This is a genomic window from Mesorhizobium sp. M1E.F.Ca.ET.041.01.1.1 (genome assembly GCF_003997355.1).
Lineage (GTDB): Bacteria > Pseudomonadota > Alphaproteobacteria > Rhizobiales > Rhizobiaceae > Mesorhizobium.
In genome coordinates, this window is record NZ_RZSL01000026.1 from 1 (window position 1) to 24,138 (window position 24,138).

The following is a 24,138-nucleotide window of genomic DNA, read 5'->3' on the forward strand; positions in this document are numbered from 1 at the left end:
CTCCCACCAGGCCGAGGACCGGGCGATCTTCGCCCGCGGCGCTGTCAAAGCCGCGCTTTGGGCGCGCGCGAAGAAGCCCGGGCTTTATTCCATGCGGGACGTGCTCGGCCTGAGCTGAGGCGGCCTATTTTCCAACGCAATTCCGAACGGAAAACCGCTACACACTTTTCCTGGAATTGCTCAAATCAAACCACTTATCAGGAGCAAACATGTCGGGAACTCTCGTGCTCGTGCGCCACGGCCAGAGCGAATGGAACCTGAAGAACCTGTTCACCGGCTGGCGCGACGTCGGCCTGACCGAGCAGGGCAACGCGGAAGCCATCACCGCCGGCGAGAAGCTCAAGGCGCGCGGCCTGAAGTTCGACATCGCCTATACCTCGGCGCTGAAGCGGGCGCAGAAGACCTGCCAGATCATTCTCGACGTGGTCGGCCAGGGCGATCTCAAGACCATCCGCGACCAGGCGCTCAACGAGCGCGACTATGGCGACCTCTCCGGCCTCAACAAGGACGACGCGCGCAAGAAATGGGGCGAGGAGCAGGTGCATATCTGGCGCCGCTCCTATGACATCGCGCCGCCCGGCGGTGAAAGCCTGAAGGACACCGGCGCACGCGTATGGCCCTATTACCTGCACGACGTGCAGCCGCATGTGCTGCGCGGCGAGACGGTGCTGGTGGCGGCGCACGGCAACTCGCTGCGCGCCCTGATCATGGCGCTGGACGGCAAGAGCGGCGAGGAGATCGTCAAGCTGGAGCTCGGCACCGGCGTGCCGGTGATCTACAAGCTCAACGCCGATTCGACCGTGGCCTCGAAGGAAGTGCTGGAGGGGTGAGGGCTCTTTTGCCTCCTTGCGGCGGCGACTAGGCGCGCGGTTTCCAAGGCAAATCACTTCAGATTTCTGTTCCCGCGCTTACCCATCCGGCGTTTGCGCTGCCCCTCACCTGCCTGCCGGCATCCTCTCCCCGTATAGTGACGGGGAGAGGGAAGCTCTTGGCCGATTTCGCCAGTCGCCAGCGGTGCAGGAAGGGCGCCGAGGCCGAGGCCAGCCCCTTCTCCCCGTCACTATACGGGGAGAAGTGCCCGGCAGGGCGATGAGGGGCGGCGCCGACGCTGGCGAAAAAAGCGCGTTGACACATATCGTTTGCCCGCTTACATGAGCGCCCACCAGCCCAGATGGCGGAATTGGTAGACGCGCACGGTTCAGGTCCGTGTTCCGCAAGGAGTGGAGGTTCGAGTCCTCTTCTGGGCACCATCTATCCCGACTGCCAACGGGATAGCGCTTCCAGATTTACGACATTCGTGATTGGCCGTAGCCTCTGAGCTTCGCCATCCACCTCCCCTTCCGGCCAGTCTCCGAACAAACCGCTTCAAACCCGGCGACCATAACGCTACGGTCCGCCCCATGGCCCCTTCCGTCAGCCCGACCATCGCCGCCCGCCGCGACCAGATGTTTCCGATCCTGACCGATGCGGACATCGAGCGCATGCGCCGCTTCGGTGAAGCGCGCGCCTATGACGCCGCGGAGCATATCGTCACGGCCGGCACGGTTTCGCCCGGGCTGATCCTCATCCTGTCGGGCAAGGTCGAGATCACGCAGGCCGGCGAGCTCGGCCGGGGCGAGGCGATCATCACCTACGGCTCCGGCAACTTCATCGGCGAGCTGGCGCAGCTTTCGAACCGGCCGTCGCTGGTCAATGCCGAAGCGGCCGAGCCAGTCGAGGCCATCGTCATCCCGTCGCAACGTCTGCGCGACCTGATGGTGCAGGAGGCAAATCTCGGCGAGCGCGTCATGCGGGCGCTGATCCTGCGCCGCGTCGGCCTGCTCGAAAGCGGCGTCAGCGGGCCGATCGTCATCGGCCCTCCCGTCAATGGCGACGTGCTGCGGCTGCAGGGCTTTCTCACCCGCAGCGGGCTGCCGCACCGGGCGCTGGATTCCGATACCGATCCTTGCGCCAAGACGCTGATCGAGCGTTTTCATGTCGATCCGCATCATCTGCCGATCGTGCTCTGTCCGAACGGCAAGCTGCTGCACAATCCGGGCGAGAGCGAGCTCGCCCGCTGCGTCGGCCTGCTGCGGCCGATCGATGCCGGCAAAGTCTATGACGTGGCCATTGTCGGCGCCGGGCCGGCGGGGCTGGCCGCGGCGGTCTACGCGGCTTCCGAAGGGCTGTCGACGATCATGCTCGATTGCCGCGCCTTCGGCGGGCAGGCAGGTGCTTCCTCACGAATAGAGAACTATCTCGGCTTCCCGACAGGCATTACGGGCATGGCACTGATGGCGCGCGCCTATAACCAGGCGCAGAAGTTCGGCGTCGAGATGGTGATCCCGGACGAGGCGAAGCTGCTCGGCGCCGCCGACGACATGTACGGCTACAGGCTTGATGTCGGCGACGGCGAGACCGTGCGCGCGCGCACGGTGGTGATCGCGAGCGGGGCACGCTATCGCCGCCTCGATATCGCCAACCTCGCGCAGTTCGAGGGCACGTCGGTGCATTATTGGGCCTCGCCGATCGAGGCGCGGCTTTGCCGGGAGCAGGAGGTCGCGCTGGTCGGCGCCGGCAATTCGGCAGGCCAGGCGGCTGTCTACCTGGCCAGCCAGGTGCGCAAGGTGACGCTCCTGGCGCGCCGCGACAGCCTCGATGCCACCATGTCGCGCTATCTGGTCGAGCGCATCGAGGCGCAGCCGAATATCGAGGTGCTGACCGAGACCGAGATCGAGGCGCTCGACGGCCGCGAAGGCAATCTCGACCAGGTGCGCTGGCGCAACCGGGTCACCGGCGTGGAGACGACGCGTGCCATCCGCCATGTCTTCCTGTTCATCGGCGCCGATCCGAACACCGACTGGCTGGCAAGCTGCAATGTGATGCTGGACGCCAAGGGTTTTGTGCGCACGGGGCCGGACGTGGCGCCGGGACATGGCCCGATGGAGACGAGCCGCGGCGGCGTGTTCGCCATCGGCGACGTTCGCTGCGGCTCGACCAAGCGGGTCGCGGCCGCCGTCGGCGAAGGCGCCCAGGTCGTCGCGGCATTGCATGCCTATCTTGCGCAGAGCCGCGCCGCCGAGAGCAACCCCAGGAGATCGTAATGGACGAATGCAGGCATACGGAGGACATCCAGGACGTCACGCCGAGCGCGCCCGGCTGCGAGGAATGCCTGAAGAGCGGATCCTGGTGGGTGCATCTAAGGCTCTGCCGCACCTGCGGCCATGTCGGCTGCTGTGACGACTCGCCCAACCGCCACGCCACCAAGCATTTCCACGCCACAAGCCACCCGGTCATCGAGGGCTACGACCCGCCGGAGGGCTGGGGCTGGTGCTATGTCGACGAGGTTTTCATCGACCTCGGCGGCCGCACCACGCCGCAGAACGGACCGATCCCACGCTTTGTTTGAGGCGGCCCTGACCTCTCGGCGCGCCACTTGCCTGCGCGGCGCAAAAAAAAGAGGTCGCCCGAAGGCGACCCCAAAAGCCCGTGCTGTAACACGTGGGCAGAAACTTATTTCGCACATCCAGACGCGTTCGGGTCCGCAACGCAGTCGGCTATGTGCTTGAACTTTGTGTTCAACGCCCCGCCGAGCGAGCTTGCTCCGACCATGATCGCCAGTGCGATCAGCGCCGCGATCAGGCCGTATTCGATAGCCGTTGCACCGGATTCGTCGTTCTTGAAACGCTTGATTAGATTGAGCATTGGAGGATTCCCTTGTTGCCCCGTTGGTGACCTGCTCAACCTATGAAGAAACAATTTTGAAGACCTTAATCCAAACAGTTAAAATTCTGTTATTGCAGCCATATCTGGAATAGAGCTTGAAGATTGGCTTGACATAATAGCACATCGTTATAAAGCGATACCTAATATATAGAGCAAGCGATGTCCAACCACGGTAATCGATGGGAAAATTAGCGTGGCTGACTGACTTTTGCGGTTTGCTCTGCGCTAGACTCTTGTCTATACCGCTCAACAAAAGCCTTTTATGGCATATGCATTCATCTCGATGTGAACAAAACCCGCTCTCACTATAATGACAACGTCATTACACGCTACTACTCTTGAACAATGAAGCACGAACCTCCAGACGCTTCCAAGAGAAGCACGCTGAACATGCGCATCAAGCCCGAGGAGCGCGGCTTGATCGACGAAGCCGCGCGGACGCTCGGCAAGACCCGGACGGATTTCATCCTCGACGCTGCCCGGCGTATGGCTGAGGACACGCTGCTCGAGCGCACGCTTATCAAGGTCTCGCCGGAAGCCTATGCCGAATTCCTTGCTCTGCTCGATGTGCCGGCCAAGTCGAACGAGCGACTGTCCAAGCTGATGAACGCGCCACTGCCATGGGAAACTAAGTGACGCTCCAGGCGCCGGTACCGCTGGATCGTGGCCACGACCTTTCGTCTTTTTCATCCGGCATTCCGGCGTCGGATGACTGGGTCAAACGCCGAGCGCTCGCCAACCAGGACAGTGGCGCGACACGCACCTTCGTCACTTGCAAGGACGACAAGGTTGTCGCCTACTACGCGCTCGCTTCGGGCGGCGTCATTGCCAGCCATGTGCCAGGCCGGTCTCCGCGCAACATGCCCGATCCGATTCCGGTAGCAATTCTTGCTCGTCTCGCAATCGACACTTCCTGTCAGCGACAAGGAATCGGCAGGGCGCTCGTCCAGGATGCAGCGCGCAGGGTGATGAATGCTGCAGGGTCGCTCGGCATCCGCGGCATCTTGGTCCACGCCATCTCGGATGAAGCGCGAAGCTACTATACGGCGCTTGGGTTCGACCCCTCGCCTCGCGATCCCATGACGCTGGTGATCTCTCTCGCCGATCTGCGTGAGGCGATCAGACCAAAGGAACCAACCAGCAAAAGCGGATGAAGCGGATAGAGGCTAACGACCAGCGCCGCCTACTTCACCGAACTGGTAACAGTCCGGTCGATGCCATCGGGATCGTGGTCGTTGCCGGCCAGCACGCCGACGATCAGAAGGCTGACGATGATCGGCACAAACAGAATGGCGACGCGCGCCTGCACGTAGAAAATGGCGCGCCATTCGTTGCGCTTTTCGGGGCTGTCGTTCATCGCACTCACTCTGTCCTGCCTCCCGGCGGCGGACATAGTAGCGAACGGTTAAACAACCCCTTCCGATTCCGTTAACCGCGCGGAATTCGAACGCCGCCGAGGCCGCCCCGCCCGCCTTTGCCGATTTGCCGTGCCGAATAAAAGCGCGGCGATATTGACGAAACCCGGCCGGGCGCAATAGAAAACACCGGGCTTTCTGGGGTGGGGTGTAACAAATGCTTGGGGGGACACTCCGCGCGAAGTACGCGCGCGGAGAGGCGCGTCTTTATGACGTGCCCAATTGCTTTTTTGATCGGGGCGAAGAAACGGCAGGGTCATTTTCATGACCCCGCCCGAAGCTGTACCAGTTTCAGTGATCGTCTCCACTTACAACTGGCCGGAGGCGCTGCGGCTCAATCTGCAATCGCTCGCGGGCCAAACCGAGCGCTGCTTCGAGGTCATCGTCGCCGATGACGGATCGCGGCCCGATACGGCCGAGGTGATCGAAGCCTTTGCCTGCTCCGCGCCAATTCCCGTCAGGCATGTCTGGCATGAGGATGTCGGCTTTCGCAAATCCGCAATCCTGAACAAGGCTATAGGCGAGGCGCGAGGCGCCTATCTCATCTTCCTTGACGGCGACTGTATCCCGCAGCCCGACTTCGTCGCCCGGCATCGCGCGCTGGCCAGGCCGAACTACCTCATCACCGGCAGCCGCATCCTGCTCGGCCGGGAGTTCAGCAAGGCGCTGCTGGCGGGAGGAATCTGGGACTATCACACCTTCCGCCGGAACATCCTGCGCTATCGCCTCAAGGGCGACACCGCCAAAATCGCCTCGTTTTTCATGCGCGTGCCCTGGCAAAGGCTGTCGGACTACCGATCCTTCGTTTGGCGGCGCATCAAGGGATGCAATCTCGCCTGCTGGAAAAGCGATGCGGTTGCCGTCGGCGGCTTCGACGAGACCTTCACGGGCTGGGGCCACGAGGACGTCGACTTCGTCTTCCGATTGCAGGACAAGGGCGTCGTCCGCCGCGCCGGCACATGGGCGACCGAGGTGCTGCACATCTGGCACAAGCCCGCCGATCGCGGCCGCGCTGCCGCGAACGAGAAGATATTGCTCGACAGAATAGAGGCCGCTCGGCTGCGAAAGAAGCTGGTCAGGCGCCGAGTCTGAAATCAGCGGTGATCCGGCGGGCGACGCTTCGCTTCAACCGGGTTGCAATCCGAACAGCCTCCCGCCGGCCGGCACGACGTCGTCGATGCCGGCGAGGCGCAGGCAGTGCCAGGCCATGGCGTGGTTGGACGAGGTGACGGGTATGCCGATGCGCTTTTCCAGCCCGGCTACCGCCTCGGCGACGCGCAGGCTGGTGCAGGAGATGAAGATCGCGTCCACACCCGGCACCGCCGCCATGCGCTCGGCCGCCGCCTCGATCGAGGCGAGCGAGATGCGGGCCGCCTCGCGGTCGTCGCGACGGTCGAAACTGGCGACGGCGGCGATGTCCAGGCCGCGGCCGGTGAAATAGCGGACCAGGCCCTGATTGATCTCGGGCGCATAGGGCGTCAGCAGACCGATGCCCTTGGCGCCGAGCGCCTTGAAGGCGGCAAGCGCGCCGGTGACCGGCGTGGTGCAGGCGACGCCCGGCCGCGCCTTCCTGATCTCGGCGAACACGGCTTCCTCGCCGAGCGTCATCGTTGCCGAGGTGCAGCCGAAGCCGACGACATCGAGCGGAATGCTGGGCAGGATGAGGTCGACGGTCGGCGCGATCCGCGGCCCGATGGCGCGCAGCGTGTCCGGCGTGATGTCGTTGTCGTTGAAGAGGCGCGCCTCGTAGAAGGCGACGCCCGGAATGCGCACCAGCGCGCGAAACTCGTGCTCCAGCGTCTGGTCGGTGGCGAGGATCGCCAGCCCGATCGCCGCGCGCGCGGCGAGGCCGCCGTCGAGTTCGGACGGCAGCACGCCCAGGTCGACTGGCTCAGCAGATTGAGGGACAGAGGCAGCGAGTCCGGCAGACATGGCATTTCCCTTTCTTATCGATCGTGATTGCACCGGTCCCGCTCCCGGACCCTGCGTTCAATTCAAAAGTCCATCCATGGAAATGGCCGGCCGGCGGCCGGCGATGAGGTCGGCGGTGATGCGGGCCGATCCATGCGACATGGTCCAGCCGATATGGCCGTGCCCGGTGTTGAGATAGAGGTTGCCGAGGCGCCGCTGCCCGAACTCGGGCAGGTTGTTCGGCGTCATCGGCCTGAGGCCCGCCCACATCTCGGCGCGGTCGTAATCGGCGCCTTCCGGATAGAGCTCCTGCGTCACGCGCTGCATGAAGGCGAAGTCGGCCGGCTTGTGGCTGGTGTCGTAGCCGGCGAATTCGGCCGTGGCGGTGACGCGGATGCGGTCGCCGAAGCGCGAGATGGCGACCAGATTGTGCTCGTCGACCGAAGCGATGGTCGGCGGATGCGGCCGGTTGCCGACCGGAATGGTCAGCGAATAGCCCTTGATCGGGTAGATCGGCAGGCCGATGCCGATCGTCTTCGCAATCAGCGGGCTGTAGGAGCCGAGCGCCAGCACATAGGCGTCGCCTTTGAAGGCGCCTTTGTCGGTCAGCACCTGGGTGACCCCGTCGCCCGAGGTCTCGATACCGGTGATGGTGGTGCCGGTGCGGATTTCGCCGCCGCGTTCAACCACCTTGGCCGCCAGCGCGCGGGTGAACTTCGCCGGGTCGCCGGTCTCGTCGGTCGGACAATAGATGCCGCCGGCGATTTTTTCCTTCGCCGATGCCAGCGATGGATTGAGCGCGACGACGCCATCGCGGTCGAGCGCCCTGATCTCCTGCCCGTCGGACTCGAGCAGTTTCATGTGCTCGACGCCTTTGTCGAGCGCCTGCTGGCTGCGGTGGAAATAGAGAATGCCGCGATCGTTGCGGTCATAATCGATCGCCTCGTCGGCCACGACCTCGTGCAGGACCGATTGCGAATAGGCGGCAAGCCGGTGCTTGAGCAGCGTGTTGCGCCTGGCCTTCTCGGCCGTGCATTCCATCAGGAACAGAAAGGACCAGCTATAGAGCCTCGGATCGGCCGACAGCTTGAAGCGCAGCGCCTGATCCTTCAACACCAGCGATTTCAAGAGGATCATCGGCGCCTTGGGCGACGACCAGACGAAGGAATGTCCAGGCGCGATCATGCCGGCATTGCCCCAACTGGTCTCGGCGGCGACTAGCGGCTGGCGCTCGAGGATGACGACCTCGTGCCCGTCCTTCTGCAACTGATAGGCGGTGGTGACGCCGACAACCCCGCCACCCAACACGATCACGCGCATGACGCCTCCGGAGATCGCAAAGTGAGTACACTTTAGAACGGTATTCGCGATCCGCAAGGGGCGGCACAGAAACGCTACAAATTACCTCCCTTGGCGATCCTTCGCGCCCCCCTCTGTCCTGCCCGTCCTCCGCAGCAGCTGCGCTGCAGCTGCGGAGGGTGGACCGGACATCTCCCCCTCAAGGGGGGAGATTGGCAGGTTCGGCGCTCCGCTCGTCCTGCAATGTCGGCGATTGGCGAAAGCGGAGTTGACGGCTGATCTCCCCCTTGAGGGCAATCGCATTTGGCGCTCCCCCTCTCCGTCTCGGCTTCGCCGAGCCACCTCTCCCCCACGTTGTGGGGGCGAGGAACCCAAGCTCTTCAAGGTCAGCGGCTAGCGTTTCCTCGCCCCCGCAAGAGGCGGGGGAGAGGTGGCCGCGTAGCGGTCGGAGAGGGGGCCAGCGCTGCCATATGCGATTGCCCCGCCCCTTGAAGGGAGATGCCCGGCAGGGCAGAGGGGGGCGCGAAGGATCACCGCGAGAGGGTTTTGGGCGAAGGGCCGCTCAGGCGGCAGTGCCCATGAAAATCCGCGCCAGGCCGCGCGCGGCTACTTCGATGGCATGCGCGGAGCTCAGCGTGATGTGCTTTTCGAGCAGGCTTGCTCCACCGGCAGCATCGCGGCGACGCAAGGCGTCGATGATCGCCTCATGTTCGCGATAGGTGCGCTCACGGCGCGGCGCGGATTCCAGGTCGATGCGGCGGAAAAAGCGGATACGCGCGCAAAGGCCTTCGAGCGCGGCGATCATCTGCGCGTTCTTGGACAGTTGCGTCAGCGCCATGTGGAAGCTTTCGTCGGCCACGGCGATCTTCGCCCATGACCCTTCGTCCTTCAGGCTGCTGTGCTTTGTCCAGGCTTCGGCTGTCGCCTCGATCTCGGCATCGGCTGCCCGTTCGCAGGCAAGCACGAAGGCGGCCCGCTCGATCGCCGCGCGAAGCTCGTAGAGATCGCGCACCGCCTCCGGCGTCAGCTCACGGGCGTAGAATCCCTTGTTCGGCACGGAGGCGACGAAGCCGTCGCGCTCCAGCCTGTTCAAGGCGGCACGCACCGGCGTGCGGCTGACCGCCAGCTCGGCGGCGAGCTCGACCTCGTTGATCCTTTCGCCCGGCCGGAAGCGATAATCGATGGCGAAATCCTTGATCCGCGCATAGACGCGTTCGACGCTGTCGGCGGCGCGCACGGCCCGTGTGCGCACCGGTATAGACTTCTCCTCGCCGCTGCGTTTCCTTGCCATTCCGCCCTCGTACCAGCGCCGCCCAAGCGGCAAGCGCCGATATGATACGTTCCGGAATCGCAAAGTGCACTGAATTGGTTGTTTAGACCGCCAGCGCCTGCTCCAGATCCGCGATCAGATCGTCCCCATCCTCGATGCCGGCCGACAGCCGCACCAGCGAATCGGAGATGCCGATAGCCCCGCGCTTTTCGGCGGGGATCGAGCCGTGCGTCATCAGCCCCGGGTGCTCGATCAGGCTCTCGACGCCGCCGAGGCTTTCGGCGAGCGTGAAGAGCTGCGTGCGTTCGAGGAAACGTTTCGTCCCCGCCAAGTCGCGGTCGAGATCGACCGAGATCATGCCGCCGAAGGCGTGCATCTGGCGTTTGGCGATCTCGTGCTGCGGATGGCTGGCAAGCCCCGGATAGATGACGCGGCGCACATCCTTCCGGCCTTCCAGCCATTGCGCGATCTTCAGGCCGTTGGCGGAATGGCGCTCCATCCTCAGCGCCAAGGTCTTGATGCCGCGCAGCGCCAGAAAACTGTCGAACGGGCCGGAGATCGCGCCGATGGCGTTCTGCAGGAATTTCAGGCGGTCGGCGAGATCCTTGTCGTCGCCGACCACTGCCACGCCGCCGACCATGTCGGAATGGCCGTTCAGATATTTCGTCGTCGAATGCACGACGATGTCGATGCCGAGTTCCAGCGGCCGCTGGATGTAGGGGCTGGCGAAGGTGTTGTCGGCGACGGTGAGCAGGCCTTTGCGCTTCGCCAAAGCGGCGACCGCCTCGAGATCGACGATGCGCAGCAGCGGGTTGGTTGGCGTCTCGACCCACAGAAGCTTCGTTTCAGGTTTGATCGCGGCTTCGACGGCGGCGAGGTCGGTGAAGTCGGCGAAGCTGACCTTAAGGCCGGCCGAGCGCTTGCGCACGCGTTCCATCAGCCTAAACGAGCCGCCATAGATGTCGTCGGTGGCGACGATATGGGCGCCGGCGTCGAGCAGCTCCAGCACCGTCGAGATCGAGGCCAGGCCGGAGGCGAAGGCGAAGGCCGCCGTGCCGCTTTCGAGATCGGCCACGGCGCGCTCGAAGGCAAAGCGCGTCGGGTTCTGGCTGCGGGCGTACTCGAAACCCTTGTGCACGCCGGGCGATTGCTGGCCATAGGTCGAGGTGGCGTAGATCGGCACCATCACCGCGCCGGTCAACGGGTCATGGCTCTGGCCGCCATGGATGGTGCGGGTGGAAAAGGCCAGGCGGTTCCTGCCGGTTGTGGTCATTTTGCGCGGCGCCTCAGATGGTTGATCAGGTCGATACGGGTTATCAGGCCGACGAACTCCTCGCCATCGAAGACGATGGCGACCTCGTTGCGGTCGAAGACGGGAAGCAGCGCATCGAGCGTCTGGCTGGCCTGGAGGGTGTGCAAGGTGGAGGTCATGGCCGTGCGCACCGGCGCGTTGAAGCGGTCCCAGCGGCCGTCATAGGGGCCATCGACCTTGGCCAATATATCGCTCTCGTCGACGATGCCGACCAGCTTGCCGTCGTCAAGCACCGGCAGTTGCGAGACATCGGAGCGGCGCATGCGGCCATAGGCGTTGAGCAGGCTTTCCTCCGGGCCGACCCAGACCGTGTCGCCGCTGCGGTGCGAGCGCATGACGAGGTCGCGCAGGTCGCCATGCTGCTCATGCTCGTCGAGGCCCTGCTCGGCAAGCCAGATGTCGTCGAACACTTTCGACAGATATTTGTTGCCGCTGTCGCAGACGAAGGTGACGACGCGCTTGGGCGTTGTCTGCTCGCGGCAATAGCGAAGCGCGGCCGACAGCAGCGTGCCGGAGGACGAGCCGGCAAGGATGCCTTCACGCGACAAGAGATCGCGCACCGCCAGCATGCTCTGCTTGTCGGGGATGGAATAGGCCTTTTTCACCAGCGAGAGATCGGCATTGGGCGGCACGAAATCCTCGCCGATGCCTTCGACGGTCCAGCTTCCGGCCTCTTCCATCTTGCCGGTCTTGATCAGCGGCGCCAGCACCGAGCCGACCGGATCGGCGAGCACCATCTCGGTCTTGGGCGAATGTTTCGCGAAATAGCGGCCCAGGCCGGTGAGCGTGCCGCCGGAGCCGACGCCGACCACCACCGCGTCGACATCGCCGTCGAGCTGGGCAAAGATCTCTGGGCCGGTGGTGGTCTCGTGCGCCAGCGGATTGGCCGGATTGGCGAACTGGTTGGCATAGAAGGCGCCGGGGATTTCGGCGGCGATCTTCTCGGCCATGTCCTGATAGTATTCGGGGTGGCCCTTGCCGACATCGGAGCGGGTCATGCGCACCTCGGCGCCCAAAGCGCGCAGATGCTGGATCTTTTCGCGCGACATCTTGTCGGGCACGACGAGGATGATGCGGTAGCCCTTGGGGATGCCGACCTGGGCGAGGCCGAGGCCGGTGTTGCCGGCGGTCGCCTCGACGATGGTGCCGCCGCGCTTCAACTTGCCCGCCTTCTCGGCGGCGGCGATCATCGACAGCGCGATGCGGTCCTTGATCGAGCCGCCGGGGTTCTGGCTTTCCAGCTTGATGAACAGTCGGCATTTGCCGGTGTCGAATTTGGTCAGCTCGACGATCGGCGTCTGGCCGATCAGGTCGAGCACCGAGGCATAAGGCGGGCGCAGCCGCGACAGATTGGTGTCCGCGCCCTCGGGCGCCGCTTTCCTGTGCACGCTCATGTCAGCCGCTCCTTGGGTCGAACCCGCGTCTTTTCCAGCCGATCGCCGTTGGAAAGAAGATAGATCGTGCCAATTCGGCGGCGAGTGGGGGAATGGAATTTCAGATCGATGGTGGGGATGGGGCTGTCTCGAAGTCGAAATCTCAGATGTCGAGTTCCTTCACACCCCCCTCTGGCCTGCCGGCCATCTCCCCCGCAAGGGGGGAGATCAGCAGTTTCGCCGCCGGCGCCGTTCCTGCGACGATGAAAATTGGCGAAAGCAGCCGAGCGCCAATCTCCCCCCTTGCGGGGGAGATGCCCGGTAGGGCAGAGGGGGGTGCTGTCCCGCCCAAGCTCAACAACTTTGGCTTCGCACCGTCGCGCCTTCGGCACAGAGGCCCAGTCAGGAAACCATTTCAACGAACCATGTCGTTCGTTGCCGGCGCCGATTTCGCCATGTTAGCCGAAGGCTGCGCGGGACCAATGCATGGAGCAGCCGATGAAGATTCTTGCCTATGACAATTTCAAGCCCGGCGTCACGCTTGACGACCTCAGGCCCTATCTGCGCGACGAGGTCTCGAATGTCTGGCGGCTTTGGAAGGCAGGCATCGTGCGCGAGAATTATGCGCGTGCCGATGTCGGCGGCGTCATCATCGTCTTCGAGCTCGACAGCGTCGAGGAGGCCAGGCGCTACACCGACGATTTCCCGCTGTCCAAGGCCGGGCTGCTGGAATGGCATTTCATCGCCTTCGATGCGCCGCTGCCGCTCGAGTTCCTGTTCGACCCGACCGTCGATATCGCCAAGCCCTGGGATCGGACGGCGGCATGATCCGGTCGAGCGAAGACATCGAGATCCCGACCAGCCTGGCCGAATGGTGCGATCCGCGCCGCATGGCGCTGGTCGTCTACGACATGCAGATCGGCATCTGCCGCCAAGTCGAGGGTGCGGCGACGATCATCGAGCGCACCGGCACGGCACTGGAGGCAGCGCGCTCGGCCGGTATGCGGGTGGCGTTCACGCGCCATCTGTCGCTGCCGAAGAAATGGATGGGCGCCACGCAGTTGCGGACAGCCATGGCCTGGCAGCGGCGCGGCGACCCCGACGCGGTCGAGCCCTGGTTCCTGCGCGACGCCGAAGCGACGCGGATCGTACCCGAGCTCGCGCCGCGCGCGGCCGAGGCGGTGTTCGACAAGCTGACCATGTCGGCCTTCGATTCCACCGCGCTCGGCTTTGCTCTGCGTGACTGCGGCGTGCGTGCTGTCGCTCTTGCCGGCATCGCCATGGAGATCGGCATCGAACCAACGGTGCGGCAGGCGACCGACAATGGCTTTGTGGCGGTGGTGATCGAGGACGCCTGCGGCTTCGGCAACGGGCAAGCGCGCGATCGCTCGATGACAACGCTGCGCTTTCTTGGCGAAGCCGTCATCACAGACGTCGCGGGCTTTTGCGGCGCGCTCGCCGATGCGGCTTGATGCTCGGCTAGGCAGCTGCGTCGATATCGGTGCGGAAGCGCACGCCTTCGGCCCGTCCCTGCACGCTGCCCCAGTCGAAGAGCGCCTGGAGCGCGGCAGCGAGATCATGGCCCCGCTCGGTCAGGGTATAGCGTCCCTTGCCGTCGGGCGATGCCTCGAGCACGACAAATCCGATCTCGACGAGGTCGGCCAGGCGCTGCGTCAGCATCTTGTCGGAAAGCGAAGGGATCATCCGGCGCAATTCGGAATAGCGCAACGGCCGTTCCTTGATCCGCGCCAGGATCACCGTCTTCCATTTGCCGCCGAGCGCGTCGAGCGCGAACTCGACCGGACAGCCATACAGTCTACCGCGTCGGGTCATGCGCCGATCGTAGGCAAGGCACAGCCGCGACGAAAGCGAAATCTGCCCGGCCATGTGGCCAGATTGCAGCGTGCGGCTTTGTCGGCGAAAGCTTCGTGAAAGGAGTGCGACGATGAGTGTACGGGATGCCAATCCGGTCAATGCGCGAAAACCCAGACGCGTGGCGATCGTCATCGCCAATCCGGCTGTGTCGACCACCACCGGTTGGCCAGTCGGCTTCTGGTGGAGCGAGCTCACTCATCCCTGGTTCGCCTTCACGGAACGCGGCTATCAAGTGGAGATCTTCTCGCCCGACGGCAGCAGGTGCGAGGCCGATGCGCTGAGCGATCCGCGCGATCCATCGGGCTATTCGGAGACCGACCTCGTCTCGCTCGGCTTCATTTCGAGCCCGAAACTCTCGGCCCTGGTCGACAACACGCGACCGGCGGCCGAGATCGATGTCGAGCGCTTCGACGCAATCGTCGTCGCCGGCGGCCAGTCGCCGATGTTCACCTACGAGCGAGCCACCGATTTGCAGCGGACATTCGTCGCCTTCCATGAAGCCGGCAAGGTGGCCGCCGCGCTCTGCCATGGCACCGCCATCCTCCGCTACGCCAGGCGCGACGACGGAACGCTGCTTGCCGCCGGCAAGACCGTCACCGGCTTTGCCAATATCGAGGAGGACTTTGCCGACAACGCCACCTGGGAGATGGGCGCGCTCGAACGCGGCAAGCATCTGATGCCATGGCGGATCGAGGACGAGCTCAAGGCAATCGGCGCCAACTATATCCAGGCGGGCTTGTGGCGCGGCTTTGCCGTGCGCGACGGCAATCTCGTCACCGGCCAGCAGAATTTCTCCGGCGCGGAAACCGCGCGGGTGGTGTGCGAGGCGCTTGGCGGCTGAAGGTCAACCTGGAACCTAGCCCAGCAATTGCTTGCTCAGCCTTGCGCACTGGACGCGGATATCCGGAATGGCGTCGATCTCGAAGAAGGTGCCGCGCGTCAGCGGTCCGACGGCCAGCAGCTTCGACGACACCGTGCCGTCGGCCGCGATCAACTCGCATTGGGCGGTGACGTCGAGGCCGAGGCGCAGCGGGTCGGGACGCGCCAGGCCGCGCTCGACCAGCGAGCGCACGAGCCCGTTCGAGGTGGTGGAGATGTCGCGGGCAATGCCCATGCAGTCGTAGATGCGGGCGACGTCGAGCGTTTCCAGCGCCTGCGTGCCGCGCTGCTGGATCGTGACGGTGAAGCCATCGTTCGGCTCGATGTCCACGACCCGCCCGGCGACCAGGCGGATGCGGCCCGAGCGGACGGCTTCGGTGACGCGTTCATAGACCTCCGGCGCCATTCGGTGGCGATGGATGTCCCACCAGGCCTTGGTGTGCTCGACGAAGCGGCGCTTGGCCGAGGACGGCCAGTTCTGCCAGATCGTCTGGTTGAAGGGTCTCAGGCCGTCGACCACGTCGCGCCAGTCGCCGCCGGCCTTCTGGTTGTCGCGGATCAGGTTGCGGAACCAGCCGACAAAATAGGAAAGCTGGGTGCCGAGGGGAATGTCGGCGACATCGAGCTTGATGGGGTTGCCCTTGCGGTGCGGCGAGGGCAGCAGGCCGCGCCGCGACACCGCAATGATCTGGCCGCGATGGCCGCGCTGCTCAAGCGAAAGAAACGCATCGACCATGCTCAAGCCCGTGCCCAGCACCAGGACCGGGGCCTCCGGGTCGAGCGCTGTGTCGCCGTCGGAGCCCATCCGGATGGCGCGGCCCTGGAAGGCGCCCGGCTGCTCGTCATGGCCGGTGGCCAAAACGGCAAGATGGCCGACGACGCTGGTGCCGTTGGCCAGAGCCACCTCGACCCCCGCCGGTGTCGGCGAGATCGACAGGCTCTCCTCGCGGATCAGCCGCAGCCGGCCGTTCTCGCGCTCGCGTTCCTCGATATCGTCGAGCAACTCCTTCAGATAGCGGGCATAGAGGCTGCGCGGCGCATAGAACGGTCCCTGATCCGGCCTGGCGAGGCCGCGCTCCAGCACCCAGCGCGCGAAATTGTCCGGGTCGTCGGCATAGGCGCTCATGCCGGAAGCCTTGACGTTCAGCACATGGGCGGAGAGCAGCGTCGAATAGGCCATGCCCTGGCCGAAATGCGGCCGCTTCTCGATCAGCGTGACGCGCAGATCGGGGTTCGGCGATTTGAGCAGATGCGCGGCCAGCACGACGCCGCTGGCGCCGCCGCCGACAATGATGATGGAGTTGCCGCGTCCGACCATGGCTGAAATTCAGGAGCTGTCGAGGGCCGCGATCGAGCCTAGGCAGCCCGCGCCGGCCGCCGTGAAGCAGCCGATGCCGCGGCTGTCAGGCTCACGCCACGAACGACTGGCGGTATGCGGTTCAGGTGGTCGCGCATCGTTCTCTCTCCCTAATGTTGATAAGATTACTATACTAACCCGCCTGCACACGGAAGCTCGTTTCAATTCTACGGCTATTTGGGGCATGGATTTACCCGGAGAAGGTGACAGGGGGGATTTTCGTTCGCTGGGGTTGCCTCAGACGCGGCGCCTGAGATTCAAACGCTGCCGTGCAGAAATCCAAACGCCGGCGGGACAGCACCCCCCCCTCTGGCCTGCCGGCCATCTCCCCCGCAAGGGGGGAGATCGGATGTCGCCTTCGCTTTCGCCAATCGCCAACGCTGCAGGAAGAGCGCCGTCGCCGAGGCTGCCAATCTCCCCCTTGCGGGGGAGATGTCCGGCAGGAGTGAAGGAACGCGGCATGTAAAGAGCCTAGCATAGTCTCCGGCAGAACATCGCGACTGTCCTTTTGCGCCCCCGCCGCCGGTACCAGGCGACACTTTTCCAAGAAAGGCGCCCTGGTTGGAAGGATTTAACTCTACAAACCCGATAGAATTAACCGACGATAGAAAGGCAATCCGATTTTCTCAGGGTTTAGGGAGCCTTTCATGTCAATCATTTCCAGACGCATTCTCCTCCTGTCGTCCGCCGCGCTCGCGGGCGCCGCCTTTCTCGGTCCGGCCATGGCCGAGGATTTGAAGATCACCATCGGCTACCAGACGGTGGTCGAGCCTTCGAAAGTGCCGCAGGCCGACGGCGCCTATGAGAAGGCGACCAAGGCCGCGATCGACTGGCGCAAGTTCGATTCCGGCGCCGACGTGATCGCGGCGGTCGCCTCCGGCTCGGTCGATATCGGCTATGTCGGCTCGAGCCCGCTGGCCGCGGCCGCCAGCCGCGAGCTGCCGATCCAGACCATCTTCGTGGTCGGCCTGATCGGCCCGTCGGAGGCGCTGGTCGCCCGCAACGGCGCCGGCATCGAGAAGGTCGCCGACCTCGCCGGCAAGAAGGTGGCCGTGCCTTTCGTGTCGACCACGCATTACAGCCTGCTTGCGGCGCTGAAGCATGAAGGCGTCGATCCGAAGTCGGTCGAGATCCTCAATCTCCGGCCGCCGGAAATCGCCGCCGCCTTCGCGCGCGGCGACATCGACGCGGCCTATGTCTGGGATCCGGCGCTCGGCCAGATCAAGACCTCCGGCAAGGTGGTATTGGACTCCTCGCAGGTGGCGGCATGGGGCGCACCGACCTTCGACGCCTGGATCGTGCGCACCGACTTCGCCGACAAGCATCCGGAAGCCGTGCGCGATTTCGTCAAGGTGACGGGCGAAGCCTATGCCCGGTTCCTGGCCAAGCCCGAGGCCTGGTCGGTGTCCTCGCCGGAGGCCGGCAAGATCGCCAAGCTGACGGGCGCCAAGCTGGAAGAGGTGCCGGAACTGCTCAAGGGCTATGTCTTCCCGACGCTGGACGAGCAGGCTTCGGACAAGTTCCTCGGCGGCGGCACTGTCAAGGCGATTGCGGCGACCTCCGCCTTCCTCAAGGAGCAGGGCAAGATCGACGCGGTGCTGCCCGACTATTCGAAATACGTCACCCCGAAATACGCCAGCGAGGCGCTCGCCTCGAACTGATTTCGTTCCGCGATTCCGGGCGGGAACGACTTCGCGGAATCGCTGCTACAGCGCGGCCTCTTCTTCCCTGACCGCGCGCTGCCTGTCCCGGAGCCGCCGACGAGGGGCGGTTTCGGGGCAGGCACCCGATCTTTGGTTTGAGCAATTCCGGACGGAAGGCTACGGCCAAGTCGCCGAGCCCAACCGCTTCACACTTTTCCTGGAATTGCTTGGCAGCGGAGGCTTTGAGTCCAAATGCCGCATCTCGTTCTCGACAAGGTCACCGTCCACTATGACGGCCAGGCGGCGCCGGCGGTCGAACGCGTTTCGCTCGATATCGGCAAGGGCGACTTCGTCGTCCTCGTCGGCCGCTCCGGCTGCGGCAAGACCTCGCTGCTCAACGTCGCCGCCGGACTGGTGAAGCCAGCGCGCGGCCAGGCCACGATCGGCGGCCGGCCGATCACCGCGCCCGGACCTGACCGCGCCGTTGTCTTCCAGAACGATGCTCTCTTCCCCTGGCTGACGGCGCGCGAGAACGTCGCCTTCGCGCTTCGGCTGCGCGGCGTGTCTGCCAGCCAGCGGGCGCGGCGCGGCGATGAATTGTTGTCTCTGGTCAAGCTCAACGACGCCGGCGACAAGCGCATCTGGGAGCTCTCCGGCGGCATGCGCCAGCGTGTCGGCCTGGCGCGGGCTTTAGCCGCCGAGCCGGAATTCCTCCTCCTCGACGAGCCGCTCGGCGCGCTCGATGCGCTGACGCGCGAGCGCATGCAGACGACGCTGCTCGACCTCTGGGCGGCTGCCCAAGTCGGCGTGCTGATGGTCACGCATGGCATCGAGGAAGCGCTGGTGCTTGCCACCAAGATCGTCGTGCTGGCGCCGGGGCCCGGCCATGTGGTGCGGACCTTCGAGGCGCATTTCGGCCGGCGCTATGCCGCCGGCGAGCCGATCCGGGCGATCAAGGCGGATCCAGCCTTTGCCGCAGCCCGCGCGGACCTGACCGAGGCGATCTTCGAAGGAGAGGCGGCATGAGCGTCGGCAGCTACAGCGAACGGCCCGGAGCGAAAGCCGGTGAGAACGACGGCTTCTCGGTGCCGTGGTCACGGTCGCAGCCGAAGCGGCCGGGCGTCTCGGCGCGGCCGATCAGCGCTATCACCATCCTCTTGCTGTTGGCCGCCTGGACATTGTCGGCCCGGTTACAGCTGGTCTCGCCGGTCTTCCTGCCCTCGCCCGCCGCAGTCTGGGCAAAGTTCGTCGTGGTTGCCCGCGACGGTTTCGTCGACGCGACACTGCTCCAGCACATCGCGGCCAGTCTAGGCCGTGTGTTCGCCGCGCTGATCGTGGCGATCGCCGTCGGCGTTCCGGTGGGGCTTGCCATCGGCATCAGCAGGATCGGGCGCGGCGTGTTCGATCCGCTGCTGGAATTCCTGAGGCCGATCCCGCCGCTGGCCTACCTGCCGCTGATCGTCATCTGGTTCGGCATCGGCGAGCCGTCGAAGATCCTGGTCATCGCCATCGCCATGCTGGCGCCGGTGGCGCTGTCGACCGCCGCCGGCGTGCGCGGCGTCTCGCGCGAGCGCATCGACGCGGCGCGTTCGCTGGGCGCGACGCGCGGACAGGTTATCCGCCATGTCGTGCTGCCCAGCGCGCTGCCTTCGATCCTCACCGGCCTGCGCATCGCGCTCGGCGCCGGCTGGTCGACGCTGGTGGCGGCCGAGCTGGTGGCGGCGACGCGCGGGCTGGGCTTCATGATCCAGTCGGCGGCGCAGTTCCTGGTCACCGACGTGGTTGTGATGGGCATCCTGGTGATCGCGACGATCGCCTTCGCGCTGGAGTTCGTCATCCGCAGGATCGAGCGCGCGCTGGTGCCCTGGGCGGGGCGGGAATGACCGGAACGAGGAGAATGACGATGACCCATTCCACCGCGGTGCTTTTCGCCCATCTCGGCACCTGGCTGTTGCGCCTGCCGCCGAGCGACAAGCAGTTGGAAGACAGGCGATCGGGGGACGAACCGAAATCGCCGACGCCGGTGCTGCTTGCCGGCGAACGCGATCGCCTGCCGCCGCGTGACGAAAGCTTCTATTGGGCCTGGCAGTACTGGTCCCAGTGATTGATCCCGCGGCCCGACCTTTCCCCAAGAGCAACCAAGGAGAATCCCATGAGCAATCCAGTCCTTGTCGACCAGGTCATTCCTGCGTCCGATGTCATTCCGCTGACCGCGCGCGTGGGAGCGGAAATCAGGGGCATCCGCCTCGGCGGGAGCCTGCCGGATGCCACCATAGCGGCGATCAACCAGCTTCTTTTGCAGCACAAGGTCGTCTTCTTCCGCGGGCAGGAGCATCTCGACGATTCGGAGCATGAACTGTTCGCGCGGCGGCTCGGCGATCTTGTTCCTCACCCCACGCAGGGACCGGTGGCGGGTACCGCTTCGATCCTCAATCTGGATTCGAGCCGCGGCGGCGGCCGCGCGGACCAATGGCACACGGACGTCACATTCGTGGATGCCTATCCAAAATTCTCCGTCCTTCGCGGCGTCGTCATTCCCGCGGCCGGTGGCGATACCATCTGGTCCAACACGCACGCCGCGTATGAAAGCCTGCCGGCGCCGCTGAAACTGTTGGCGGACAATCTCTGGGCCATTCACAGCAATGCCTACGACTACGCCGCCGTGCGTCCCCGCGCCACCGCCGAGGAAAGGAAGCACTTCGAAGAGGTCTTCACCTCGACCGTCTACGAGACCGAGCACCCGGTCGTGCGCGTGCATCCGGAAACCGGCGAGCGCTCGCTGCTGTTGGGCAATTTCGTCCAGCGCTTCGTCGGTCTGTCGAAGAGCGACTCCGCAAAACTCTACGAGCTGTTCCAAACCTATGTGACCACGCCGGAAAATACCGTGCGGTGGCGGTGGCAGGCCGGCGACGTCGCGATCTGGGACAATCGAGCCACCCAGCACTATGCGGTGAACGACTATGGCGACCAGCACCGGATCGTGCGCCGCGCCACCGTCGACGGCGATGTGCCGATCAGCGTCGACGGACGCCGCAGCGTCACCCACGTCAAGTCGGCCAAGCCGACGGCAAGGGCTGCTTGAAGGCAGGCGGAGCAGCACCCCCTTCTCCCCTTGTGGGAGAAGGTGTCGCCGAAGGCGACGGATGAGGGTGTTCCAGGCAATGCCGACGTCTCACTCCGCTGGAGCACCCCTCATCCGTCTCGGCGCTGCGCGCCGATCCACCTTCTCCCACAAGGGGAGAAGGGGCGCTGTCCCCTCACACGCGCGAGCGGTTCGCCCAGCCGAGGCCGAGCAAGGCCGACCAGCATGGTGACGAGCCCGACATAGAGCCATTCCCGCTGGCCGGTCATGAAGCTGCCCTGGACCAGACCGAGGCCCTGCAGCGACCATAGCACGCCGATGCCGAGCACGATCAGCGCCAGCACATTCCTGATCAGTCGCATGGGCGAGGCCCTCTCCGAAAGTTGATCCTGAACGGCAATGGGAACGCAATAAAAGACCTAAAGGAAGCGAAGACGTTTCGCTCCATTCTACTTGCATCTTGATGGCCGATCTTGCCCGACACATCCCGGGAATCGACCTGATGTTCATCAAGAATACGCCCGCTCAGGGTCCAAAATATCATGACAAACTGTTTCGTGGCGACTCCAAACGTGTGCCTTTGCCATGGAACCGCCAGACGATTGCCGCATTTCCCGCCTCAATCGGTACTTACGGCGGGTTGTCTATCAACGGAGCCCACCCCTAAAAGATGAAGAAAACCAACCGCACCGCGCTTGTCGCGGCAACGGTCGCGGCTGGCCTGATGGCCGGCGCCTCGACCGCCTCCTCCGCCGCCGCGCAATGCGGCCGCGCCTCCTGGTACGCCCTGCATTCCAGAACCGCTTCCGGCGAGCGCATGAACCCCGCCGCACTGACCGCCGCGCACCGCAGCTTGCCGTTCGGCACCAAACTCAAGGTCACCAACAAGAACAACGGCCGCAGCGTCGTCGTCCGCATCAACGATCGCGGCCCGTTCATCAGGGGGCGCGTGCTCGACCTCTCCCGCGGCGCCGCAAGCCAGCTCGGCTTCATCGGCTCGGGCCATACTGCGGTGTGCATGGCGCGAGTCTGATATGTCTGACATGTCCGGCAAGAGGGGCCGGACATAATTCTTACACGGTTCGGCAACGCACATTGAGCCGGCTTGGCCGTTCGAGGCGGATTTCCAACGCTTTGGACGAAAGAAGCATTGATCACTCGACGTGACGTATTGCATCGCAACAATATCTTGCTAACCTCGCCGCTAGACATTTGAGGCTCGGCGCTGCACGTCGTTGGGTCGCATGCAGCAGCGGGGTTCCCGATGTTCTACCAGCTCTACGAATTGAACCATGCGGTGCTGCAGCCCGCCCGCCTCTACGCCGACGCGGTGCGGCTTTTCTACTCCAACCCGCTCAATCCGGTTTCGCATACGCCGCTCGGCCGCTCGGTCGCGGCTGCCGCGGAACTGTTCGAGCGCACGACGCGCCGCTACGGCAAGCCGCAATTCGGCCTGACCAAGACGATGGTCGACTGGAAGACCGTCGACGTCACCGAAAAGACCGTCTGGTCGAAGCCTTTCTGCAACCTGCAGCGCTTCGAACGCTCGCTGCCCGCCGATCGCAAGCCCGACCCGAAGCTCCTGATCGTGGCGCCGATGTCCGGCCACTATGCAACGCTGCTGCGCGGCACGGTCGAAGCGATGCTTCCTCACGCCGACGTGCACATCACCGACTGGGTCGATGCCCGCATGGTGCCGCTGTCGAAGGGCAGTTTCGATCTCGACGACTATATCGACTACATCATCGACATGTTCCATGCGCTGGGTCCGGACACCCATGTCATGGCGGTGTGCCAGCCCTCGGTGCCCGTGCTGGCGGCGGTGGCGGTGATGGAAAAGCGCGGCGACCCCTTCGTGCCTTCGACCATGACGCTGATGGGCGGCCCGATCGACACCCGACGCAACCCGACCGCGGTCAATCTTCTGGCCGAGGAGAAGGGGATCAGCTGGTTCCGCGACAACGTCATCATGCAGGCGCCCTGGCCGGTGCCTGGCTTCGGCCGCGAGGTCTATCCCGGCTTCCTGCAGCTTTCAGGCTTCATGAGCATGAATCTCGACCGCCACATCATCGCCCACAAGGACTTCTTCATGCATCTCGTGAAGCATGACGGAGACAACGCCGAGAAGCATCGCGACTTCTACGACGAGTATCTGGCGGTGATGGACCTGACGGCGGAGTTCTATCTGCAGACCGTCGACACGGTGTTCGTGCGCCACGCTCTGCCGAAAGGCGAGATGACCCATCGCGGCGAGGCCGTCGACCCGAGCCTCATCCGCAACGTCGCCCTGTTCACCGTCGAGGGCGAAAACGACGACATTTCCGGCCTCGGCCAGACCCAGGCCGCTCACGACCTGTGCGTGAACATCCCGGCCGACTGGCAAGCCCACTACGTGCAGCCGGCCGTCGGCCATTACGGCGTCTTCAACGGCTCGCGGTTCCGGTCGGAGATCGTGCCGCGCATCGTCGACTTCATCGGCAGTTACGGCCGCCGGACCCGGGTGGCGGCGAAGCCGAAGCTGGTCCGCTCCGCCAAGAGTTAAGCGAGAGCGGCGCGAACCCGGCTTCGGCCAGGAAACGCTTGACGGCTTTCCGTTCGAAGGCTTTCTAAAACAACTGCTTATGGCGGCTAGGCGGTCCCGTCGAAAGACGCGCCGCCGCGGGCGGCTTCTGGCCTTCGCCAAGGCCCCTGTTGCGCAAGTGCCGCTGTCCGGACCGCGCGGGTAACCATCCCGTCAAACTCATCGCTGTCTCTAATTGACACGGACTGTAAATCGCCTTTAACGTTTCGTTAATAAAAGAACAGGGCGGACCGGGGGACTATGAACTCCTCACCGATGGCGCGGATGCTGCGTTTGTGTGCAGTCGCAGGGATGGCGATCTCGGCCCATTGGGCGGTGCCCGCATGGGCGGCGGGCGCCATGACCACCGGCGGTCTGACCTCGCAGCCGATCGGACACTATGATTTCTGCAAGGCGCAGCCCAGCGAATGCAACATCCGCCCGGCCAATCTCGCGC

General features: G+C 64.5%; 27 protein-coding genes, 1 tRNA gene and 1 pseudogene. 19 read left to right on the plus strand and 10 right to left on the minus strand.

Annotation, left to right across the window (positions count from 1 at the left end):
- The 5 genes from EOA38_RS04500 to EOA38_RS04525 all read left to right on the plus strand — a co-directional run.
- Positions 1–118: dihydrodipicolinate reductase C-terminal domain-containing protein (locus EOA38_RS04500; RefSeq protein ID WP_281060084.1), on the plus strand; the 118-nt coding region annotated here is incomplete at its 5' end.
- Positions 119–209: 91 nt separating this feature from the next.
- Positions 210–830 carry a 2,3-bisphosphoglycerate-dependent phosphoglycerate mutase gene (locus EOA38_RS04505; RefSeq protein ID WP_127298573.1) on the plus strand — a complete coding sequence of 207 codons (621 nt, stop codon included), beginning with the start codon at positions 210–212 and terminating at the stop codon, positions 828–830.
- A 335-nt stretch (positions 831–1,165) separates the two neighbouring features.
- Positions 1,166–1,250, plus strand: a tRNA-Leu gene (locus EOA38_RS04515).
- A 150-nt stretch (positions 1,251–1,400) separates the two neighbouring features.
- Positions 1,401–3,083, plus strand: a complete 1,683-nt coding sequence (locus EOA38_RS04520) for a cyclic nucleotide-binding domain-containing thioredoxin-disulfide reductase (protein WP_127298574.1) — start codon at positions 1,401–1,403, stop codon at positions 3,081–3,083.
- Complete coding sequence (locus EOA38_RS04525; protein ID WP_127298575.1) at positions 3,083–3,388, plus strand: UBP-type zinc finger domain-containing protein; 306 nt, start codon at positions 3,083–3,085, stop codon at positions 3,386–3,388. The genes EOA38_RS04520 and EOA38_RS04525 overlap by 1 nt, the downstream gene beginning before the upstream one ends.
- A gap of 104 nt (positions 3,389–3,492) precedes the next feature.
- On the opposite strand, the gene EOA38_RS04530 is transcribed toward EOA38_RS04525, so the two are convergent.
- Positions 3,493–3,684: a Flp family type IVb pilin gene (locus EOA38_RS04530; protein ID WP_127298576.1), complete on the minus strand. Its 192-nt coding sequence runs from the start codon at positions 3,682–3,684 to the stop codon at positions 3,493–3,495.
- A gap of 411 nt (positions 3,685–4,095) precedes the next feature.
- Between EOA38_RS04530 and EOA38_RS04535 the strand changes: the two genes are divergently transcribed.
- Both EOA38_RS04535 and EOA38_RS04540 read left to right on the plus strand, forming a co-directional pair.
- Positions 4,096–4,341, plus strand: a complete 246-nt coding sequence (locus EOA38_RS04535; protein WP_245464839.1) for a DUF1778 domain-containing protein — start codon at positions 4,096–4,098, stop codon at positions 4,339–4,341.
- A complete protein-coding gene (locus EOA38_RS04540) occupies positions 4,338–4,859 on the plus strand; it encodes a GNAT family N-acetyltransferase (protein WP_127298577.1) in 522 nt (173 codons plus the stop codon). Before EOA38_RS04535 ends, EOA38_RS04540 begins: the two co-directional genes overlap by 4 nt.
- A 29-nt stretch (positions 4,860–4,888) precedes the next feature.
- Here EOA38_RS04540 and EOA38_RS38955 read toward each other — a convergent pair whose 3' ends face one another.
- Positions 4,889–5,062 (minus strand): hypothetical protein, encoded by a 174-nt coding sequence (locus EOA38_RS38955; RefSeq protein WP_189350454.1) that lies wholly within the window; start codon positions 5,060–5,062, stop codon positions 4,889–4,891.
- Positions 5,063–5,384: 322 nt separating this feature from the next.
- Here EOA38_RS38955 and EOA38_RS04545 point away from each other — a divergent pair, with 322 nt between their 5' ends.
- Positions 5,385–6,212 carry a glycosyltransferase family 2 protein gene (locus EOA38_RS04545; RefSeq protein ID WP_127298578.1) on the plus strand — a complete coding sequence of 276 codons (828 nt, stop codon included), beginning with the start codon at positions 5,385–5,387 and terminating at the stop codon, positions 6,210–6,212.
- Positions 6,213–6,245: 33 nt separating this feature from the next.
- Here the strand turns inward: EOA38_RS04545 and EOA38_RS04550 are convergent, their stop codons facing one another.
- The 5 genes from EOA38_RS04550 to EOA38_RS04570 form a co-directional block, all read right to left on the minus strand.
- Entirely contained in the window at positions 6,246–7,052 is an 807-nt protein-coding gene (locus EOA38_RS04550) for an aspartate/glutamate racemase family protein (protein WP_126091053.1), read from the minus strand.
- A 57-nt stretch (positions 7,053–7,109) separates the two neighbouring features.
- Positions 7,110–8,351 carry a D-amino acid dehydrogenase gene (locus EOA38_RS04555; RefSeq protein ID WP_127298579.1) on the minus strand — a complete coding sequence of 414 codons (1,242 nt, stop codon included), beginning with the start codon at positions 8,349–8,351 and terminating at the stop codon, positions 7,110–7,112.
- 541 nt (positions 8,352–8,892) lie between these two features.
- Positions 8,893–9,621, minus strand: coding sequence for a GntR family transcriptional regulator (locus tag EOA38_RS04560; protein ID WP_126091055.1), 729 nt, complete (start codon positions 9,619–9,621; stop codon positions 8,893–8,895).
- An 82-nt stretch (positions 9,622–9,703) separates the two neighbouring features.
- Positions 9,704–10,873, minus strand: a complete 1,170-nt coding sequence (locus EOA38_RS04565) for a cystathionine gamma-synthase (RefSeq protein ID WP_127298580.1) — start codon at positions 10,871–10,873, stop codon at positions 9,704–9,706.
- Positions 10,870–12,306, minus strand: a complete 1,437-nt coding sequence (locus EOA38_RS04570; protein ID WP_127298581.1) for a pyridoxal-phosphate dependent enzyme — start codon at positions 12,304–12,306, stop codon at positions 10,870–10,872. Before EOA38_RS04570 ends, EOA38_RS04565 begins: the two co-directional genes overlap by 4 nt.
- A gap of 477 nt (positions 12,307–12,783) precedes the next feature.
- Between EOA38_RS04570 and EOA38_RS04580 the strand changes: the two genes are divergently transcribed.
- Both EOA38_RS04580 and EOA38_RS04585 read left to right on the plus strand, forming a co-directional pair.
- Positions 12,784–13,113 carry a hypothetical protein gene (locus EOA38_RS04580; RefSeq protein WP_126097001.1) on the plus strand — a complete coding sequence of 110 codons (330 nt, stop codon included), beginning with the start codon at positions 12,784–12,786 and terminating at the stop codon, positions 13,111–13,113.
- On the plus strand, positions 13,110–13,757 hold the full coding sequence (locus EOA38_RS04585) for a cysteine hydrolase (RefSeq protein WP_127298582.1): 648 nt from the start codon (positions 13,110–13,112) through the stop codon (positions 13,755–13,757). Before EOA38_RS04580 ends, EOA38_RS04585 begins: the two co-directional genes overlap by 4 nt.
- A gap of 7 nt (positions 13,758–13,764) precedes the next feature.
- On the opposite strand, the gene EOA38_RS04590 is transcribed toward EOA38_RS04585, so the two are convergent.
- The gene (locus tag EOA38_RS04590) at positions 13,765–14,118 is read right to left on the minus strand and encodes a helix-turn-helix domain-containing protein (RefSeq protein ID WP_127298583.1); all 354 of its coding nucleotides are present in this window, start codon (positions 14,116–14,118) and stop codon (positions 13,765–13,767) included.
- A gap of 112 nt (positions 14,119–14,230) precedes the next feature.
- On the opposite strand from EOA38_RS04590, the gene EOA38_RS04595 reads away from it, so the two are divergent.
- The gene (locus EOA38_RS04595; RefSeq protein WP_127298584.1) at positions 14,231–15,001 is read left to right on the plus strand and encodes a type 1 glutamine amidotransferase domain-containing protein; all 771 of its coding nucleotides are present in this window, start codon (positions 14,231–14,233) and stop codon (positions 14,999–15,001) included.
- 15 nt (positions 15,002–15,016) lie between these two features.
- On the opposite strand, the gene EOA38_RS04600 is transcribed toward EOA38_RS04595, so the two are convergent.
- Complete coding sequence (locus EOA38_RS04600; protein ID WP_127298585.1) at positions 15,017–16,357, minus strand: FAD/NAD(P)-binding protein; 1,341 nt, start codon at positions 16,355–16,357, stop codon at positions 15,017–15,019.
- Between the two features lie 686 nt (positions 16,358–17,043).
- Between EOA38_RS04600 and tauA the strand changes: the two genes are divergently transcribed.
- The 5 genes from tauA (at position 17,044) to EOA38_RS04630 (ending at position 21,121) form a co-directional block, all read left to right on the plus strand.
- Positions 17,044–18,057, plus strand: coding sequence for a taurine ABC transporter substrate-binding protein (gene tauA / locus EOA38_RS04610; RefSeq protein ID WP_127298586.1), 1,014 nt, complete (start codon positions 17,044–17,046; stop codon positions 18,055–18,057).
- A 234-nt stretch (positions 18,058–18,291) separates the two neighbouring features.
- The gene (locus tag EOA38_RS04615; RefSeq protein WP_126091065.1) at positions 18,292–19,065 is read left to right on the plus strand and encodes a taurine ABC transporter ATP-binding protein; all 774 of its coding nucleotides are present in this window, start codon (positions 18,292–18,294) and stop codon (positions 19,063–19,065) included.
- The gene (locus tag EOA38_RS04620; protein WP_127298587.1) at positions 19,062–19,922 is read left to right on the plus strand and encodes an ABC transporter permease subunit; all 861 of its coding nucleotides are present in this window, start codon (positions 19,062–19,064) and stop codon (positions 19,920–19,922) included. The genes EOA38_RS04615 and EOA38_RS04620 overlap by 4 nt, the downstream gene beginning before the upstream one ends.
- A gap of 20 nt (positions 19,923–19,942) precedes the next feature.
- Entirely contained in the window at positions 19,943–20,143 is a 201-nt protein-coding gene (locus EOA38_RS04625) for a hypothetical protein (RefSeq protein WP_127298588.1), read from the plus strand.
- Between the two features lie 48 nt (positions 20,144–20,191).
- Positions 20,192–21,121 (plus strand): TauD/TfdA family dioxygenase, encoded by a 930-nt coding sequence (locus EOA38_RS04630; RefSeq protein WP_127298589.1) that lies wholly within the window; start codon positions 20,192–20,194, stop codon positions 21,119–21,121.
- Positions 21,122–21,231: 110 nt separating this feature from the next.
- Here the strand turns inward: EOA38_RS04630 and EOA38_RS04635 are convergent, their stop codons facing one another.
- Positions 21,232–21,483: a hypothetical protein gene (locus EOA38_RS04635; protein WP_245480758.1), complete on the minus strand. Its 252-nt coding sequence runs from the start codon at positions 21,481–21,483 to the stop codon at positions 21,232–21,234.
- Between the two features lie 308 nt (positions 21,484–21,791).
- Between EOA38_RS04635 and EOA38_RS04640 the strand changes: the two genes are divergently transcribed.
- From EOA38_RS04640 to EOA38_RS04650, 3 genes and pseudogenes are all read left to right on the plus strand, one after another.
- Positions 21,792–22,154 (plus strand): septal ring lytic transglycosylase RlpA family protein, encoded by a 363-nt coding sequence (locus EOA38_RS04640; RefSeq protein WP_126091070.1) that lies wholly within the window; start codon positions 21,792–21,794, stop codon positions 22,152–22,154.
- Positions 22,155–22,385: 231 nt separating this feature from the next.
- A complete protein-coding gene (locus EOA38_RS04645) occupies positions 22,386–23,663 on the plus strand; it encodes a polyhydroxyalkanoate depolymerase (RefSeq protein WP_127298590.1) in 1,278 nt (425 codons plus the stop codon).
- Positions 23,664–23,942: 279 nt separating this feature from the next.
- Positions 23,943–24,138, plus strand: a pseudogene (locus tag EOA38_RS04650) (transglutaminase-like cysteine peptidase); the annotation flags it as partial.